Genomic DNA, 17,588 nt, shown 5'->3' with positions numbered 1-17,588 from the left:
CGTCACGGTTGCCGTTGAGCTGATCGTTCCGATCGCGATGGAAGAAAAGCTGCGCTTCGCTATCCGCGAAGGTGGCCGTACCGTCGGCGCCGGCATCGTTGCTTCGATCGTCGAGTAATCTCAGGATTATTTCGCTTCAAAAAGGCCCCGCTGGAAACAGCGGGGCTTTTCGTTTTGAGCCCGACGCAGGACGCCGGCGATGAACTCGCTCTTTCCGCTGGCGTAGATGTCCCAATTGCCTCTTGCCTGGATGATCAGTTTCCGTTTGAGCAGTTCGTACTGTCGCGCGACTCCCGTGTGTCGGCGCAGGTAGTCGCGAAACAGGATGCGCGCTTGATGCGCGTGGTTGTCAGGCCCGCATATATAGAGGCGGGTACCATAGGGCGCCCCGCTCATGGTGAGTGTCCATAGGCCATTGCCGTAGGGATCTCCGTGGAAGTGATAGCCGGCCGTAGCCGCGCTTTCGAGCGCTACCGGAATGTCGCCTTCAGATTGAAGGACGGCGTCGATATCTATCTTCGGCTTGGCCGCCAGTCCGGGTACGGCTGTGCTGCCAACGTGTTGAATGTCGGCAATGAGTGGCGCCAGGAGGCCTGCGATGACGCGGCGACGCGCTGCAAAATCCTCTGGCCAGAACGGATCATATTCAACCAGGCGGATATCAGTCATAGGTTTGCCTTGTCGCACTCGACCGATTCGCAATCCTATCTGTTGGCTTCGAAACGGTGCTCGAAAATCGCAGAGGAGGAGGTGGCATCATTGAAAACAATGCGTTTTCGCTAGGTCATATGGCGGGCGAGCGGCCGTCTGGGCGGAGGGGGGAAGACTTGATTGAGGATTTTTGCTCTTTTCCGTCAAAGACGCTTGTCATCGCCCGATAAACTGAATAATAAGCCGCTGACTTGATGCGCTGACCGGTTCGAGAATGACCGGCTGAAGCGATCTAGGGGTATAGCTCAGTTGGTAGAGCGGCGGTCTCCAAAACCGCAGGTCGTCGGTTCAAGCCCGGCTGCCCCTGCCATTGCCTTCGCCTTTGCAAGCGGCTCAAAGCCGGGTAAGGTGGAAGGAGGTCGGATAAGCCGACCATCGAAATTCACAGAAAAGACCGAATGCCTCTTGTGATTTGTAGAATCGGTCTTTATGTAGGGTCCAAACAGACACGCGGTGCGTGGGGCTGAATCATCGGCTTTACGCGCCGTAATGGCGTGAGCATTACATGGCATCCAAAACGAATCCGTTTACGTTTCTGCAGCAGGTTCGCTCAGAGGCGTCGAAAGTAACTTGGCCATCCAGGCGCGAGACGATGATCTCGACGCTGATGGTTTTTGTCATGGTCTTTTTTGCCGCTGCCTTCTTCTTTGCTGCGGACCAGTTGATGGGTTGGCTGATTGGCCTAGTCCTCAACGCTGGCGCTTGATTGGGTGGAGGGTAGTATGGCTGCACGCTGGTATATTGTTCACGCCTATTCGAATTTCGAAAAGAAGGTAGCTGAATCGATCGAGGAAAAGGCCAAGCAAAAAGGTCTTTCGCATCTGTTCGAGAAGATCCTTGTTCCGACCGAAAAGGTTGTCGAGATTCGCCGCGGCCGCAAGGTTGATGCCGAGCGCAAGTTTTTCCCGGGTTACGTCCTGGTGCGCGCCAACCTGACGGATGAGGCCTTTCACCTCATCAAGAACACGCCGAAGGTCACCGGTTTCCTCGGGACCGACAGCAAGCCGGTTCCGATTCCGGATCATGAAGCCGATCGTATCCTCGGCCAGGTCCAGGATGGCGTCGAGCGTCCGAAGCCGTCCGTCTCCTTTGAGATCGGCGAGCAGGTTCGCGTCTCGGATGGTCCGTTCGCCTCGTTCAACGGCATCGTTCAGGATGTCGACGAGGAGCGGTCGCGCCTGAAGGTCGAGGTTTCGATCTTCGGTCGTGCGACCCCGGTCGAACTGGAATACGGCCAGGTCGAGAAGGTCTGAGAAGATCAAAAGAGATTGGGCAAGTCGTTTAGGCCTGCCCTGGCGGAGAAATCCGCATGCGCGTGGAAGGACGTCGGCCTTAGCCGGGACGAAGGGTCCGCACCACGCAACCGCAGCCGCCGATCCCTGATCGGCTACATGCCGGGAAACCGGCGCAACAGTTCCTCGTTTCGATCCGTCGCGATGAGGCAATGAGAGGCAGAGAGAAATGGCTAAGAAAGTTGCAGGCCAGCTCAAGCTGCAGGTGAAGGCAGGGTCGGCCAATCCGTCCCCGCCGATCGGTCCTGCACTCGGTCAGCGTGGCATTAACATCATGGAATTCTGCAAGGCGTTCAATGCCGCCACGCAGGAAATGGAAAAGGGTATGCCGATCCCGGTCGTCATCACCTATTACCAGGACAAGTCGTTCACCTTCGTCATGAAGCAGCCGCCGGTCAGCTACTTCCTGAAGCGTGAATCGAAGATCACGTCCGGTTCGAAGACCCCAGGTAAGGCCAAGGCTGGCTCGATCACCAAGGCTCAGATCCGCACGATCGCAGAGGCCAAGATGAAGGACCTCAACGCGGCCGATATCGAAGGCGCAATGGCAATGGTCGAGGGCTCTGCCCGCTCCATGGGCCTGGAAGTGGCGGGCTAAGACCATGGCGAAGATTGCAAAGCGTGTACAGAAGTCCCGCGAGGGCATCGACCCGACGAAGATCTACGGCCTCACCGAAGCCGTATCGCTGGTCAAGGAACGTGCAACTGCCAAGTTCGACGAGACTGTTGAAGTCGCGATGAACCTTGGCGTTGACCCGCGCCACGCCGACCAGATGGTTCGCGGCGTCGTCAACCTGCCGAACGGCACGGGCCGCACGGTTCGTGTTGCCGTGTTCGCACGTGGTGCCAAGGCTGATGAAGCCAAGGCTGCCGGTGCAGACATCGTCGGCGCTGAAGAGCTCGTCGAAATCGTTCAGGGCGGCAAGATCGACTTCGATCGTTGCATCGCGACCCCGGACATGATGCCGCTCGTCGGCCGCCTCGGTAAGGTTCTCGGCCCGCGCGGCATGATGCCGAACCCGAAGGTCGGAACGGTCACCATGGACGTTGCCGGTGCCGTCAAGGCATCCAAGGGCGGCGCCGTCGAATTCCGCGTCGAGAAGGCTGGTATCATCCACGCCGGCATCGGCAAGGCTTCGTTCGACGCCAAGGCTTTGGAAGAAAACATCCGCGCCTTCGCTGACGCGGTCGTCAAGGCGAAGCCTGCTGGCGCCAAGGGCAACTACGTCAAGCGCGTAGCGATTTCGTCGACCATGGGCCCGGGCCTGAAGATCGACCCGGCAACGCTCAGCGTCGCCTAATGAATTTCGGGCTTCGGCCCGAGCAATAATTTCCGGCCCTTCGGGGCCGGAAATCCGGATCTCGATCCGGAACTCCTGTCCGAGATTGCGGGTGGTTTTACCTTAATCACTTCGGCCTGCATGAGACGGGTAAGATCTGAATTTCACGATGACGCCGGAGGCGTCGAAATTCGGTTCGAGCCTCGCTTGCCTTGTGTCAGACCCGGCTTTCCGGGAACGCCAAGGGACAGGATCCTCAAGCGTTACTTGGGATCTTTTTTGAGATCCCTGGTGACAAAGGCAAACCCGGCAGGGGCTGCAGTTCATGCAACCCTGTCAACTGGAGACAGACAGTGGAAAGAGCGGAAAAACGCGAATTCGTCACGGAGCTGAACGAAGTCTTCAAGGCTTCCGGTTCGGTTGTCGTGGCCCACTATGCTGGTGTCACAGTTGCGCAGATGAACGACTTCCGTTCGAAGATGCGCGCTGCTGGCGGCACCGTCAAAGTCGCGAAAAACCGCCTGGCCAAGATCGCTCTTCAGGGCACCGAGTCGGAAGGGATGACAAATCTCTTCAAGGGTCAGACGCTGATCGCATTCAGCCAAGACCCGATCACGGCTCCTAAGGTCGTCATGGATTTCGCCAAGACCAACGACAAGCTCGTTGTTCTCGGTGGTTCCATGGGAACAACCACGCTCACCGCCGAAGCAGTCAAGTCGCTTGCGACCCTGCCTTCGCTGGACGAGCTGCGCGCAAAGCTGCTGGGCCTTCTCAATGCCCCGGCAACCCGCGTTGCTACGGTTGTTGCAGCACCGGCAAGCCAGCTTGCCCGCGTGTTCGCCGCCTATGCCAAGAAGGACGAAGCCGCCTAAGGCGGATTTTCGCTGTTGTATTTAAAACCAGTTCGAACCGAACAAAAGGAAAAGTAAAATGGCTGATCTCGCAAAGATCGTTGAAGACCTCTCCTCGCTGACCGTCCTGGAAGCTGCTGAGCTTTCCAAGCTGCTCGAAGAGAAGTGGGGCGTTTCTGCAGCTGCTCCGGTAGCTGTTGCTGCTGCTGGCGGCGCCGGTGCTGCTGCTCCGGTCGAAGAAGAAAAGACCGAATTTGACGTTATCCTCGTTGACGCTGGCGCCAACAAGATCAACGTCATCAAGGAAGTCCGCGCCATCACCGGTCTCGGCCTCAAGGAAGCCAAGGACCTGGTCGAAGGCGCTCCGAAGCCGGTCAAGGAAGCCGTTTCGAAGGCTGAAGCTGCTGACCTCAAGAAGAAGCTCGAAGACGCTGGCGCCAAGGTTGACGTCAAGTAATTCGGCATTTTGCAAGGGGAGGTGGCCATTTCGGCCGCCTCTCTTTGACCGTTTTTAGAACATATTACCCAAAAGCCTGTCGCAAAACGGCTTTTGGGTAATGGGTTCTTCAAGAGGATGGTCTCGAACGGAATTCAGCACAGCAATCCGCGCTGGGCGTTTTCCGCAAGTTAGACGAGATTGAACTACTCATTGATTGACGGGGTCGACTGGCCATCGGTTCCCGTCCGTTGCAGGCCCGGATGCAAGATTGACAAGGAGCGACGATGGCTCAGACCCTTTCGTTTAACGGTCGCAGGCGCGTACGCAAGTTTTTTGGTAAAATTCCAGAAGTCGCAGAAATGCCGAACCTCATCGAGGTTCAGAAGGCATCCTACGACCAGTTTCTTATGGTTGAAGAGCCCAAGGGCGGACGCCCTGATGAGGGCCTTCAAGCCGTTTTCAAATCGGTTTTCCCGATCAAGGATTTCTCCGGCGCTTCGATGCTCGAGTTCGTGTCCTACGAATTCGAACAGCCGAAGTTCGACGTCGAAGAATGCCGTCAGCGCGATCTGACCTACGCAGCACCGCTCAAGGTGACCCTGCGCCTGATCGTGTTCGATATTGACGAGGATACCGGCGCGAAGTCGATCAAGGACATCAAGGAACAGAACGTCTACATGGGCGATATGCCGCTCATGACCGACAACGGTACCTTCATCGTCAATGGCACCGAGCGCGTTATCGTTTCGCAGATGCACCGCTCTCCGGGCGTGTTCTTCGACCATGACAAGGGCAAGAGCCACTCTTCCGGCAAGCTGCTCTTCGCTGCCCGCGTGATCCCGTATCGCGGTTCCTGGCTCGACATCGAGTTCGATGCCAAGGATATCGTCCACGCCCGTATCGACCGCCGCCGCAAGATCCCCGTGTCTTCGCTTTTGATGGCGCTCGGCATGGACGGCGAGGAGATCCTCGACACCTTCTACACGAAGTCGCTCTACCAGCGCGACGGCGCTGGCTGGCGCGTGCCGTTCCAGCCGGATGCGCTGAAGGGCCAGAAGGCGATCACCGAGATGGTCGACGCCGATACCGGCGAAGTGGTTGTCGAAGCTGGCAAGAAGCTGACGCCGCGCCTGCTGCGCCAGTTGCAGGACAAGGGTCTCAAGGCCCTGAAAGCGACCGATGACGACCTCTATGGCAACTACCTTGCCGAAGACATCGTCAACTTCTCGACCGGTGAAATCTACCTCGAAGCAGGCGACGAGATCGACGAGAAGACGCTTCCCGTCATCCTGTCGGCCGGCTTCGACGAAATCCCGGTTCTCGACATCGACCATATCAATGTCGGCGCCTACATCCGCAACACGCTGACCGTAGACAAGAACGAGAACCGTCAGGATGCTCTGTTCGATATCTACCGCGTAATGCGTCCGGGCGAACCGCCGACCATGGATTCTGCGGAAGCCATGTTCAACACGTTGTTCTTCGATGCCGAGCGTTACGACCTCTCGGCCGTCGGTCGCGTGAAGATGAACATGCGTCTCGACCTTGAAGTGGCTGATACCGTTCGTATCCTGCGCAAGGAAGACATCCTGGCTGTCGTCAAGATGCTGGTCGAGCTGCGTGACGGCAAGGGCGAAATCGACGACATTGACAACCTCGGCAACCGCCGTGTTCGTTCTGTCGGCGAACTGATGGAAAACCAGTACCGCCTTGGTCTGTTGCGCATGGAGCGCGCGATCAAGGAACGCATGTCGTCGATCGAAATCGATACCGTCATGCCGCAGGACCTGATCAACGCCAAGCCGGCTGCCGCCGCCGTCCGCGAATTCTTCGGCTCCTCGCAGCTGTCGCAGTTCATGGACCAGGTGAACCCGCTTTCGGAAATCACCCACAAGCGCCGTCTTTCGGCACTTGGCCCGGGTGGTCTGACCCGCGAGCGCGCAGGCTTCGAAGTCCGTGACGTTCACCCGACGCACTACGGCCGTATCTGCCCGATTGAAACGCCGGAAGGCCCGAACATCGGTCTGATCAACTCGCTTGCAACCTTTGCCCGCGTCAACAAGTACGGCTTCATCGAAAGCCCGTACCGTAAGATCGTTGACGGCAAGGTGACGAACGACGTCGTTTATCTCTCCGCAATGGAAGAAGCGAAGTACCACGTCGCCCAGGCAAACTCGGTTCTCGATAGCGATGGTGCGTTCTCGGAAGAGTTCGTCGTTTGCCGTCATGCCGGCGAAGTTATGCTGGCACCGCGTGACAACATCAACCTGATGGACGTTTCGCCGAAGCAGCTCGTTTCGGTCGCCGCGGCGCTCATCCCGTTCCTGGAGAACGACGACGCCAACCGCGCACTGATGGGCTCGAACATGCAGCGTCAGGCCGTGCCTCTGCTGCGCGCCGAAGCTCCGTTCGTCGGTACCGGCATGGAACCGGTCGTTGCCCGCGACTCCGGCGCTGCCATTGCAGCCCGTCGTGGCGGTGTCGTCGACCAGGTCGATGCGACCCGTATCGTTATCCGCGCCACCGAAGACCTCGATCCGTCGAAGTCGGGCGTCGATATCTACCGTCTGCAGAAGTTCCAGCGTTCGAACCAGAACACCTGCGTCAACCAGCGCCCGCTGGTCACCGTCGGTGACGTTCTGAACAAGGGCGACATCATTGCTGATGGTCCGTCGACCGATCTCGGCGATCTGGCACTCGGCCGCAACGCGCTCGTCGCGTTCATGCCGTGGAACGGCTACAACTACGAAGACTCGATCCTGTTGTCCGAGCGCATCGTGCGTGACGACGTGTTCACCTCCATCCACATCGAAGAATTCGAAGTGATGGCGCGTGACACCAAGCTGGGTCCGGAAGAAATTACCCGCGACATTCCGAACGTTTCGGAAGAAGCGCTGCGTAATCTCGACGAAGCCGGCATCGTCTACATCGGTGCTGAGGTTCAGCCGGGCGATATCCTGGTCGGCAAGATCACGCCGAAGGGCGAAAGCCCGATGACGCCGGAAGAAAAGCTTCTGCGCGCCATCTTCGGTGAAAAGGCTTCCGACGTGCGCGACACGTCCATGCGCATGCCCCCGGGCACGTTCGGCACCGTCGTCGAAGTTCGCGTCTTCAATCGCCACGGCGTTGAGAAGGACGAGCGCGCGATGGCGATCGAGCGCGAGGAAATCGAACGACTGGCCAAGGACCGCGACGACGAACAGGCGATCCTCGATCGTAACGTCTACGCACGTCTCGTCGACATGCTGCGCGGTCACACCGCGGTTGCAGGTCCGAAGGGCTTCAAGAAGGGCACTGAGCTGTCCAACCTCGTCGTCAGCGAATATCCCCGCTCGCAGTGGTGGATGTTTGCCATCGAAGACGAGAAGGCTCAGGGCGAGATCGAAGCGCTTCGCGCCCAGTACGACGAATCCAAGTCGCGCCTTGAACAGCGCTTCATGGACAAGGTCGAAAAGGTCCAGCGCGGCGACGAAATGCCTCCGGGCGTCATGAAGATGGTCAAGGTCTTCGTCGCTGTTAAGCGCAAGATCCAGCCGGGCGACAAGATGGCCGGCCGTCACGGCAACAAGGGTGTCGTGTCGCGTATCGTGCCGATCGAAGACATGCCGTTCCTGGAAGATGGTACGCACGTCGACGTCGTTCTGAACCCGCTCGGCGTGCCTTCGCGCATGAACGTCGGCCAGATCCTCGAAACCCATCTTGGCTGGGCTTGCGCCGGCATGGGCAAGAAGATCGGCGCGATGCTCGATGCCTACAAGGCAGGTGCCGATATCCAGCCGCTGCGCGACACCATCGACAGCGTCATCGGGTCGGGCCCGAAGGGTGAGCCGATCAAGCAGTACGACGACGAGTCGATCGTACGGCTTGCCGAGCAGACCCGTCGTGGCGTTTCGATCGCGACGCCGGTCTTCGACGGTGCTGTCGAAGCTGACGTCAACGAGATGCTGGAGCAGGCGGGCCTGAAGGTAACCGGTCAGTCGACGCTTTATGATGGCCGTACCGGCGATCAATTCGACCGCCAGGTGACCGTCGGCTACATCTACATGCTGAAGCTGAACCACCTTGTCGACGACAAGATCCACGCCCGTTCGATCGGTCCTTACTCGCTCGTCACCCAGCAGCCGCTGGGCGGCAAGGCGCAGTTCGGCGGTCAGCGCTTCGGGGAAATGGAAGTCTGGGCGCTCGAAGCCTACGGCGCCGCCTACACCCTGCAGGAAATGCTGACGGTGAAGTCGGACGACGTGGCCGGTCGTACGAAGGTCTACGAAGCGATCGTCCGTGGCGACGATACCTTCGAAGCGGGCATTCCCGAGAGCTTCAACGTTCTCGTCAAGGAAATGCGCTCGCTGGGCCTCTCGGTCGAACTCGAGAACACCAAGGTCGACGAACTCGGTGCAGCGCAGCTGCCTGACGCAGCCGAATAAGAAACATCAAGGTGCGTGCCGCGTCGCGGCGCGCACCGCTTCCTCCGCAAGGCTTCATTGGCAAGCGAGAGGAACGGGGCCGCATCAAATGCGGTTTTAGCTGTTTATGGGGCAGAGGGGCCGGCGCCCGGGATTTGTCGGCACTCTCGCCAAGCTCAGGGCGTTAAGCCCGTAAAGGAGACAGGCATGAACCAAGAGGTCATGAATCTTTTCAATCCGCAGGTGCCTGCACAGACTTTCGATTCCATCCGGATTTCGATCGCCTCGCCGGAGAAGATTCTTTCCTGGTCTTACGGTGAGATCAAGAAGCCGGAGACGATCAACTATCGTACGTTCAAGCCGGAACGTGACGGTCTCTTCTGCGCTCGTATCTTCGGTCCGATCAAGGATTACGAATGCCTGTGCGGCAAGTACAAGCGCATGAAGTACAAGGGCATCATCTGCGAAAAGTGCGGCGTTGAAGTTACGCTGTCGCGCGTTCGCCGTGAGCGCATGGGCCATATTGAGCTCGCCGCTCCCGTTGCCCACATCTGGTTCCTGAAGTCGCTGCCGAGCCGCATTTCGACGCTGCTCGACATGACGCTGAAGGATGTCGAGCGCGTTCTCTACTTCGAGAACTACATCGTCACCGAGCCCGGTCTGACGTCGCTGAAGGAAAACCAGCTCCTCAGCGAAGAAGACTACATGCTCGCCGTCGACGAGTTCGGCGAAGATCAGTTCACCGCGATGATCGGTGCTGAAGCGATCTATGAAATGCTCGCTTCGATGAACCTCGAGAAGATCGCTGGCGATCTGCGTTCGGATCTGGCCGAGACCACCTCGGATCTGAAGCAGAAGAAGCTGATGAAGCGGTTGAAGATCGTCGAGAACTTCATGGATTCCGGCAATCGCCCGGAATGGATGATCATGAAGGTCGTTCCGGTGATCCCGCCGGACCTGCGCCCGCTCGTGCCGCTCGACGGCGGCCGTTTCGCGACGTCGGATCTGAACGATCTCTATCGCCGCGTGATCAACCGTAACAACCGTCTGAAGCGTCTGATCGAACTGCGCGCTCCAGGCATCATCATCCGCAACGAAAAGCGCATGCTGCAGGAATCTGTGGACGCGCTGTTCGACAACGGCCGTCGCGGTCGCGTCATCACCGGCGCCAACAAGCGTCCGCTGAAGTCGCTGTCCGACATGCTCAAGGGCAAGCAGGGCCGCTTCCGTCAGAACCTGCTCGGCAAGCGCGTCGACTACTCCGGCCGCTCGGTTATCGTGACCGGTCCGGAGCTGAAGCTGCACCAGTGCGGTCTTCCGAAGAAGATGGCGCTCGAGCTGTTCAAGCCGTTCATCTACGCTCGCCTCGACGCCAAGGGTTATTCCTCGACCGTCAAGCAGGCCAAGAAGCTCGTCGAAAAGGAAAAGCCGGAAGTCTGGGATATCCTGGACGAGGTCATCCGCGAGCATCCGGTTCTGTTGAACCGCGCACCGACGCTGCACCGCCTGGGCATCCAGGCCTTCGAACCGACCCTGGTCGAAGGCAAGGCCATCCAGCTGCACCCGCTCGTCTGCACGGCCTTCAACGCCGACTTCGACGGCGACCAGATGGCCGTTCACGTGCCGCTGTCGCTCGAAGCGCAGCTCGAAGCACGCGTGCTGATGATGTCGACGAACAACATTCTGCACCCGGCTAACGGCGCGCCGATCATCGTTCCGTCGCAGGACATGGTTCTGGGTCTCTACTATCTGTCGATCCTGAACCAGAACGAGCCCGGCGAAGGCATGGCGTTTTCTGACATGGGCGAGCTGCATCACGCGCTCGAAACCAAGTCCGTGACACTGCACGCCAAGATCCGTGGCCGTTTCAAGACCGTCGATGCCGAGGGCAACCCGGTTTCGAAGATCTACGAAACCACGCCTGGCCGCATGATCATCGGTGAACTGTTGCCGCGCAACGTCAACGTGCCGTTCGAGACCTGCAACCAGGAAATGACCAAGAAGAACATCTCCAAGATGATCGACACGGTCTACCGTCACTGCGGTCAGAAAGACACGGTCATCTTCTGCGACCGCATCATGCAGCTCGGCTTTGCCCATGCTTGCCGCGCCGGCATTTCGTTCGGCAAGGACGACATGGTCATTCCGGACACCAAGGTGAAGATCGTCGGCGATACTGAAGCGCTCGTGAAGGAATACGAGCAGCAGTATAATGACGGCCTCATCACCCAGGGCGAAAAGTACAACAAGGTCGTTGACGCCTGGGGCAAGGCTACCGAGAAGGTCGCCGACGAAATGATGGCCCGCATTAAGGCTGTGGAGTTTGACGACAACGGCCGTCAGAAGCCGATGAACTCGATCTACATGATGTCGCACTCCGGCGCCCGTGGTTCTCCGAACCAGATGCGTCAGCTGGGCGGCATGCGCGGCCTGATGGCCAAGCCGTCGGGTGAAATCATCGAGACGCCGATCATCTCGAACTTCAAGGAAGGTCTGACCGTTAACGAGTACTTCAACTCGACCCACGGTGCCCGTAAGGGTCTGGCCGACACCGCCTTGAAGACCGCGAACTCGGGCTACCTGACGCGTCGTCTCGTCGACGTGGCGCAGGATTGCATCGTCAACTCCGTCGATTGCGGCACCGAGAATGGCCTCACCATGACGGCGATCGTCGATGCCGGTCAGGTTGTGGCTTCGCTTGGCGCTCGTATTCTTGGCCGTACGGCTCTGGACGACATCGATCACCCGGTCACGGGCGTTCGTCTCGTCGACGCCGGCCGGATGATCCTGGAACCCGACGTCATCGAGATCGAAAAGGCTGGTATCCAGTCGATCCGCATCCGTTCGGCGCTGACCTGCGAAATCCAGACGGGCGTTTGCGGCGTCTGCTACGGCCGCGACCTGGCACGTGGTACGCCGGTCAACATGGGCGAAGCGGTTGGCGTTATCGCTGCACAGTCGATCGGTGAACCGGGCACCCAGCTCACCATGCGTACCTTCCACTTGGGCGGTACGGCGACCGTGGTCGACCAGTCGTTCCTGGAAGCGTCCTACGAAGGCACGGTACAGATCAAGAACCGCAACATGCTGCGCAACTCTGACGGCATCCTTGTCGCCATGGGTCGTAACATGGCCGTCCAGATCCTCGACGAACGTGGTGTCGAGCGCTCCTCGCAGCGTGTCGCCTACGGTTCGAAGATCTTCGTCGACGATGGTGACAAGGTGAAGCGCGGTCAGCGTCTTGCCGAGTGGGACCCCTACACCCGTCCGATGATGACGGAAGTGGAAGGTACCGTTCACTTCGAAGACGTCGTCGACGGCATCTCCGTGCTCGAAGCGACCGACGAGTCCACCGGCATCACCAAGCGTCAGGTTATCGATTGGCGTTCGACGCCGCGCGGTACCGACCTGAAGCCGGCGATCGTCATCAAGGACAAGAACGGCGCGGTCCTGAAGCTGTCGCGTGGTGGTGACGCCCGCTTCATGCTTTCGGTTGACGCCATTCTCTCGGTTGAACCGGGCACGAAGGTTTCCCAGGGTGACGTGCTGGCACGTTCGCCGCTGGAAAGCGCCAAGACCAAGGATATCACCGGTGGTCTGCCGCGCGTTGCCGAACTGTTCGAAGCACGTCGTCCGAAGGATCACGCCGTCATCGCTGAGATCGATGGTACGATCCGCTTCGGCCGCGACTACAAGAACAAGCGTCGCGTTCTGATCGAGCCTGCTGAAGACGGTGTTGAGCCGGTCGAATACCTGATCCCGAAGGGCAAGCCCTTCCATCTTCAGGATGGCGACTACATCGAAAAGGGCGACTACATCCTCGACGGCAACCCGGCGCCGCACGACATCCTGGCGATCAAGGGAGTGGAAGCACTCGCTTCCTACCTGGTCAACGAAATCCAGGAAGTCTACCGACTGCAGGGCGTTGTGATCAACGACAAGCACATCGAAGTCATCGTTCGTCAGATGCTGCAGAAGGTGGAAATCACCGATGCCGGCGACTCGACCTACATCGTCGGTGACAATGTCGATCGCATCGAGCTCGAAGACGTCAACGACGGCCTGATCGAACAGGGCAAGAAGCCGGCATACGGCGATCCGGTCCTGCTCGGCATCACCAAGGCCTCGCTGCAGACACCGTCGTTCATCTCGGCGGCGTCGTTCCAGGAAACCACCAAGGTGCTGACCGAAGCGGCGATCGCCGGCAAGGTCGACGGCCTGCAGGGTCTGAAGGAAAACGTCATCGTCGGCCGTCTGATCCCGGCTGGTACCGGCGGAACGATGACGCAGATCCGCCGCATCGCGACGGCGCGCGACGAGATGATTCTCGAAGAGCGTCGCAAGGGTACGGGCGCAGATGTTGCCACCCCGATGCTCGCCGATCTCGCGAAGGAAAACGCAGCGGCCGAATAATGGGAGGAGGGCGTTCTCGCCCTCGTTTCCTCAAATCAGAAAAGCCGCCCGGAGCGATCCGGGCGGCTTTTTCATTGTGGTAGGCTGGAAGGGGAGGCGACGTTGGGGCGTCGACGGCCTCAGCTGAAACGGATGATCGCAACTTCGCCTTCGAGGGCGCCCTGGTAGGCCGAGGCATGCGGCTCCTCGTTCGGCACGTCTGTCAGTGTGCCGATCTGATCGAGGTCGGCCTCCAGGAAGCCTTCCTCGGCGAGCGCGTTCAGCGCCTCGCGCACGGCCGTATCGTCGTCGGGTGCGCGCAACATCACGTGAATGTCCACGCCTTCGTCGTCTCCGTCGGTCTCATAGGCCTTGCCGATGATGATGAAGACCATCGGCTCGTCCGGTGCATTGTCGTTGTCAGGCGTGACGCTCATTGAATATCCTTTCGAGTGCGCGGCCGACTTTAGCGCCCTTTTCAGTGCAGCGCGAAAGAAATAGCTGCGAGGCCACAGGCTTTGGCGACTCGGCAGAATCATGGCGGTGGAAAACCGTCACAAACTGGTTGCCGATTCCTTAACCCTGTTCGAAGCTGTCTGTGTTCAAGTGCAGACAGGGTCGCCAGGACCCACCCCGACACCCGCCAAAGCCTTGTTTTCCGGGCATGGCGGGTCTGTTGGCGGGAGAATATTTGTTAATTGCCCTTGACTGTCGGCCTTGAAATCAGTACACCCCGCCGCATCGGAGCCCATGTGAGGCTGGCTGGTTCGGAACGTCGCGTTCTGGAGTTCGCCTCAAACAAGGTTCGAAACGCACGCTGACTACAAAAAATGCTGCACGCATGACGCGCGAAATGCTGTGTCCTCTGCTTTTTGTAGGGCCATCCGCGACAAAGCGGATCGGTCCTCGTTTGCGCATTTTACAGGTGTCCGTATCGCCGGAGACGGCAACGATCCGCCCGCAAGGGTAACGAGACAAGATTTTGCAAGGGATGGTTACATGCCTACCGTAAACCAGCTGATCCGCAAGCCGCGTCAGGCACAGGTAAAGCGCAACAAGGTTCCTGCTCTGCAGGAAAACCCGCAGAAGCGTGGTGTTTGCACCCGCGTCTACACGACGACCCCGAAGAAGCCGAACTCGGCTCTGCGTAAGGTTGCCAAGATTCGCCTGACCAACGGTTTCGAGGTCATCGGCTATATCCCGGGTGAAGGTCACAACCTTCAGGAACACTCGGTTGTCATGATCCGCGGCGGCCGCGTAAAGGACCTTCCGGGTGTCCGTTACCACATCATCCGTGGCGTTCTCGATACGCAGGGTGTCAAGAACCGCAAGCAGCGCCGCTCCAAGTATGGTGCGAAGCGTCCGAAGTAATTTCGGGTTTCACGAATTCGGCGCTGCGCGAGGTTCTCCGCGTGTTAAGGCGCCAGTCAACAGTTGAGAGACAAAACGTATGTCACGTCGTCACAGTGCAGAAAAGCGCGAGATCAACCCGGATCCGAAGTTCGGCGATCTGGTTGTCACCAAGTTCATGAACGCCATCATGCTTCATGGTAAGAAGTCGGTTGCTGAAAGCATCGTTTACGGTGCCTTCGATGCCGTTCAGGGCAAGCTGAAGCAGGAGCCGATCGCCGTGTTCCATTCGGCCCTCGACAACATCGCTCCGCACGTCGAAGTCCGTTCGCGCCGCGTTGGTGGTGCAACCTACCAGGTTCCCGTCGACGTTCGTCCGGAACGCCGTCAGGCGCTCGCCATCCGCTGGCTGATTGCTGCTGCCCGCAAGCGCAACGAAACGACCATGGTTGATCGCCTCTGCGGCGAACTCATGGACGCTGCGAACAACCGTGGCAGCGCCGTCAAGAAGCGCGAAGACACGCACAAGATGGCCGACGCCAACCGTGCATTCTCGCACTACCGCTGGTAATCGACGACCAATTTCGAAAGGGAGTCCCTATGGCTCGCGAATACAAAATCGAAGACTACCGCAATTTCGGTATTATGGCGCACATCGACGCCGGCAAGACGACGACGACCGAACGTATTCTCTACTACACCGGTAAGTCCCATAAGATCGGCGAAGTCCACGACGGCGCCGCTACCATGGACTGGATGGAGCAGGAGCAGGAACGCGGCATCACTATCACGTCTGCTGCGACCACGACCTTCTGGAAGGGTCGTGATGGCAAGACCCGCCGCTTCAACATCATCGACACCCCCGGCCACGTTGACTTCACCATCGAAGTCGAGCGTTCGCTGCGCGTTCTCGACGGCGCCATCGCGCTGCTCGACGCCAACGCCGGTGTTGAGCCTCAGACGGAAACCGTCTGGCGTCAGGCTGAGAAGTACAACGTTCCGCGCATGATCTTCTGCAACAAGATGGACAAGACCGGCGCTGACTTCTACCGCTCTGTCTCGATGATCAAGTCGCGCCTCGGTGCGATCCCGGTCGTCATGCAGCTGCCGATCGGCGCTGAGACCGAGTTCAAGGGCGTCATCGACCTGATCGAGATGAACGCTCTCATCTGGCGCGACGAATCGCTCGGCGCCCAGTGGGACGTCGTCGAAATTCCTGATGACATGAAGGCAGAAGCGCAGAAGTACCGCGAACTTCTGATCGAGACCGTTGTCGAGATCGATGAAGCTGCGACTGAAGCGTATCTCGAAGGCAACCTGCCTGATAACGACCAGATCCGTGCGCTCGTTCGCCGCGGCACCATCGACGTGAAGTTCCACCCGATGTTCTGCGGCACCGCGTTCAAGAACAAGGGCGTTCAGCCGCTTCTCGACGCCGTTGTCGACTACCTGCCGTCGCCGATGGACATCCCGGCGATCAAGGGCATCGACGTCAAGACCGAAGCCGAGACCGAGCGCCACGCTGACGACAGCGAGCCGCTTTCGATGCTCGCCTTTAAGATCATGAACGACCCCTTCGTCGGTTCGCTCACCTTCGCCCGTATCTACTCCGGCAAGCTCGAAAAGGGCACGTCGGTCATGAACACGGTCAAGGAAAAGCGCGAGCGCGTCGGCCGTATGCTTCAGATGCATTCCAACAGCCGTGAAGACATCGAAGAAGCCTTTGCTGGCGACATCGTTGCTCTGGCTGGCCTCAAGGAAACCACCACTGGCGATACGCTCTGCGACCCGCTGAAGCCGGTTATCCTCGAGCGCATGGAATTCCCGGAGCCGGTTATCCAGATCGCGATCGAGCCGAAGACCAAGGGCGACCAGGAAAAGATGGGCCTCGCGCTCAACCGCCTGGCTGCAGAAGACCCGTCGTTCCGCGTCAAGACCGACGAAGAGTCCGGCCAGACGATCATCGCAGGCATGGGTGAACTCCACCTCGACATCCTGGTTGACCGCATGCGTCGCGAATTCAAGGTCGAAGCAACCGTCGGCGCGCCGCAGGTTGCCTACCGCGAAACCATCACGCGTCAGCACGAAGAAGACTACACGCACAAGAAGCAGTCCGGTGGTACCGGCCAGTTCGCGCGCGTCAAGATCGTCTTCGAACCGAACCCGGATGGCGAAGACTTCAAGTTCGAGTCCAAGATCGTTGGCGGTGCTGTTCCGAAGGAATACATCCCCGGCGTCCAGAAGGGCATCGAAAGCGTTCTGTCTTCGGGTCCGCTGGCTGGCTTCCCGATGCTGGGCGTCAAGGCGACGCTCATCGACGGTGCCTTCCACGACGTCGACTCGTCGGTTCTGGCGTTCGAAATCGCTTCGCGTGCCTGCTTCCGTGAAGCAGCCAAGAAGGCCGGCGCTCAGCTCCTCGAGCCGATGATGAAGGTCGAAGTCGTAACGCCGGAAGATTACGTCGGTGACGTTATCGGCGACCTGAACTCGCGCCGTGGCCAGATCCAGGGCCAGGAAGCACGCGGTGTTGCCGTCGTCATCAATGCGAACGTCCCGTTGGCGAACATGTTCAAGTACGTGGACAACCTGCGCTCGATGTCTCAGGGCCGCGCCCAGTACACGATGACCTTCGATCATTACTCGCCGGTCCCGTCGAACGTCGCACAGGAAATCCAGGCAAAGTATTCCGGTCAGAAGTGACCGGAATACCCTTTCGCTGAAAACAGATAGATAAGGTTTCCCCGACAGGGGACAGGAAACGGAGAGCCGAAAATGGCAAAGAGCAAATTTGAGCGCAACAAGCCGCACGTTAACATTGGCACGATTGGCCACGTTGACCATGGCAAGACGTCGCTGACTGCAGCGATCAC

Annotated in this window: 14 protein-coding genes, 1 tRNA gene and 1 pseudogene; 14 read left to right on the top strand and 2 right to left on the bottom strand. The window is 59.0% G+C overall.

The features are described 5' to 3' along the window. A pseudogene (tuf, locus tag ASD52_RS37930) lies at positions 1-118 on the top strand (elongation factor Tu); the annotation flags it as partial. An 8-nt stretch (positions 119-126) separates the two neighbouring features. Here tuf and ASD52_RS28340 read toward each other — a convergent pair. Continuing rightward, positions 127-669, bottom strand: a complete 543-nt coding sequence (locus tag ASD52_RS28340; RefSeq protein ID WP_025426652.1) for a GrpB family protein — start codon at positions 667-669, stop codon at positions 127-129. 276 nt (positions 670-945) lie between these two features. Here ASD52_RS28340 and ASD52_RS28335 point away from each other — a divergent pair. The 9 genes from ASD52_RS28335 to rpoC all read left to right on the top strand — a co-directional run bounded on the left by ASD52_RS28335 (position 946) and on the right by rpoC (position 13,389). Further along, a tRNA-Trp gene (locus ASD52_RS28335) sits at positions 946-1,021 on the top strand. 195 nt (positions 1,022-1,216) lie between these two features. Beyond that, positions 1,217-1,417 (top strand): preprotein translocase subunit SecE, encoded by a 201-nt coding sequence (secE, locus tag ASD52_RS28330; protein ID WP_025426653.1) that lies wholly within the window; start codon positions 1,217-1,219, stop codon positions 1,415-1,417. A gap of 16 nt (positions 1,418-1,433) precedes the next feature. After that, a complete protein-coding gene (nusG, locus tag ASD52_RS28325; RefSeq protein WP_025426654.1) occupies positions 1,434-1,964 on the top strand; it encodes a transcription termination/antitermination protein NusG in 531 nt (176 codons plus the stop codon). A gap of 208 nt (positions 1,965-2,172) precedes the next feature. Beyond that, entirely contained in the window at positions 2,173-2,601 is a 429-nt protein-coding gene (gene rplK, locus ASD52_RS28320) for a 50S ribosomal protein L11 (protein ID WP_025426655.1), read from the top strand. Between the two features lie 4 nt (positions 2,602-2,605). Further along, the gene (gene rplA / locus ASD52_RS28315) at positions 2,606-3,304 is read left to right on the top strand and encodes a 50S ribosomal protein L1 (protein ID WP_025426656.1); all 699 of its coding nucleotides are present in this window, start codon (positions 2,606-2,608) and stop codon (positions 3,302-3,304) included. A gap of 332 nt (positions 3,305-3,636) precedes the next feature. Next, entirely contained in the window at positions 3,637-4,155 is a 519-nt protein-coding gene (gene rplJ / locus ASD52_RS28310) for a 50S ribosomal protein L10 (protein WP_025426657.1), read from the top strand. A 58-nt stretch (positions 4,156-4,213) separates the two neighbouring features. After that, complete coding sequence (gene rplL, locus ASD52_RS28305; RefSeq protein WP_025426658.1) at positions 4,214-4,591, top strand: 50S ribosomal protein L7/L12; 378 nt, start codon at positions 4,214-4,216, stop codon at positions 4,589-4,591. A gap of 266 nt (positions 4,592-4,857) precedes the next feature. Then, positions 4,858-8,997: a DNA-directed RNA polymerase subunit beta gene (gene rpoB / locus ASD52_RS28300; protein WP_025426659.1), complete on the top strand. Its 4,140-nt coding sequence runs from the start codon at positions 4,858-4,860 to the stop codon at positions 8,995-8,997. 186 nt (positions 8,998-9,183) lie between these two features. Further along, complete coding sequence (rpoC, locus tag ASD52_RS28295; RefSeq protein ID WP_025426660.1) at positions 9,184-13,389, top strand: DNA-directed RNA polymerase subunit beta'; 4,206 nt, start codon at positions 9,184-9,186, stop codon at positions 13,387-13,389. 119 nt (positions 13,390-13,508) lie between these two features. On the opposite strand, the gene ASD52_RS28290 is transcribed toward rpoC, so the two are convergent. Further along, complete coding sequence (locus ASD52_RS28290) at positions 13,509-13,805, bottom strand: hypothetical protein (protein ID WP_025426661.1); 297 nt, start codon at positions 13,803-13,805, stop codon at positions 13,509-13,511. A 562-nt stretch (positions 13,806-14,367) separates the two neighbouring features. On the opposite strand from ASD52_RS28290, the gene rpsL reads away from it, so the two are divergent. The 4 genes from rpsL to ASD52_RS38905 form a co-directional block, all read left to right on the top strand. Then, a complete protein-coding gene (gene rpsL, locus ASD52_RS28285) occupies positions 14,368-14,739 on the top strand; it encodes a 30S ribosomal protein S12 (RefSeq protein ID WP_003507760.1) in 372 nt (123 codons plus the stop codon). 79 nt (positions 14,740-14,818) lie between these two features. After that, positions 14,819-15,289: a 30S ribosomal protein S7 gene (gene rpsG, locus ASD52_RS28280; RefSeq protein ID WP_025426662.1), complete on the top strand. Its 471-nt coding sequence runs from the start codon at positions 14,819-14,821 to the stop codon at positions 15,287-15,289. A gap of 29 nt (positions 15,290-15,318) precedes the next feature. After that, positions 15,319-17,418 carry an elongation factor G gene (gene fusA, locus ASD52_RS28275; protein ID WP_025426663.1) on the top strand — a complete coding sequence of 700 codons (2,100 nt, stop codon included), beginning with the start codon at positions 15,319-15,321 and terminating at the stop codon, positions 17,416-17,418. A 72-nt stretch (positions 17,419-17,490) separates the two neighbouring features. Continuing rightward, positions 17,491-17,588, top strand: a 98-nt coding sequence (locus ASD52_RS38905; protein WP_141681087.1) for a GTP-binding protein, incomplete at its 3' end; no start/stop codon positions are given.

The sequence above is a fragment of the Ensifer sp. Root142 genome (assembly GCF_001426785.1).
Taxonomy (GTDB): Bacteria; Pseudomonadota; Alphaproteobacteria; order Rhizobiales; family Rhizobiaceae; genus Ensifer; species Ensifer canadensis.
This window is presented reverse-complemented; position numbering and strand designations above follow the sequence as displayed.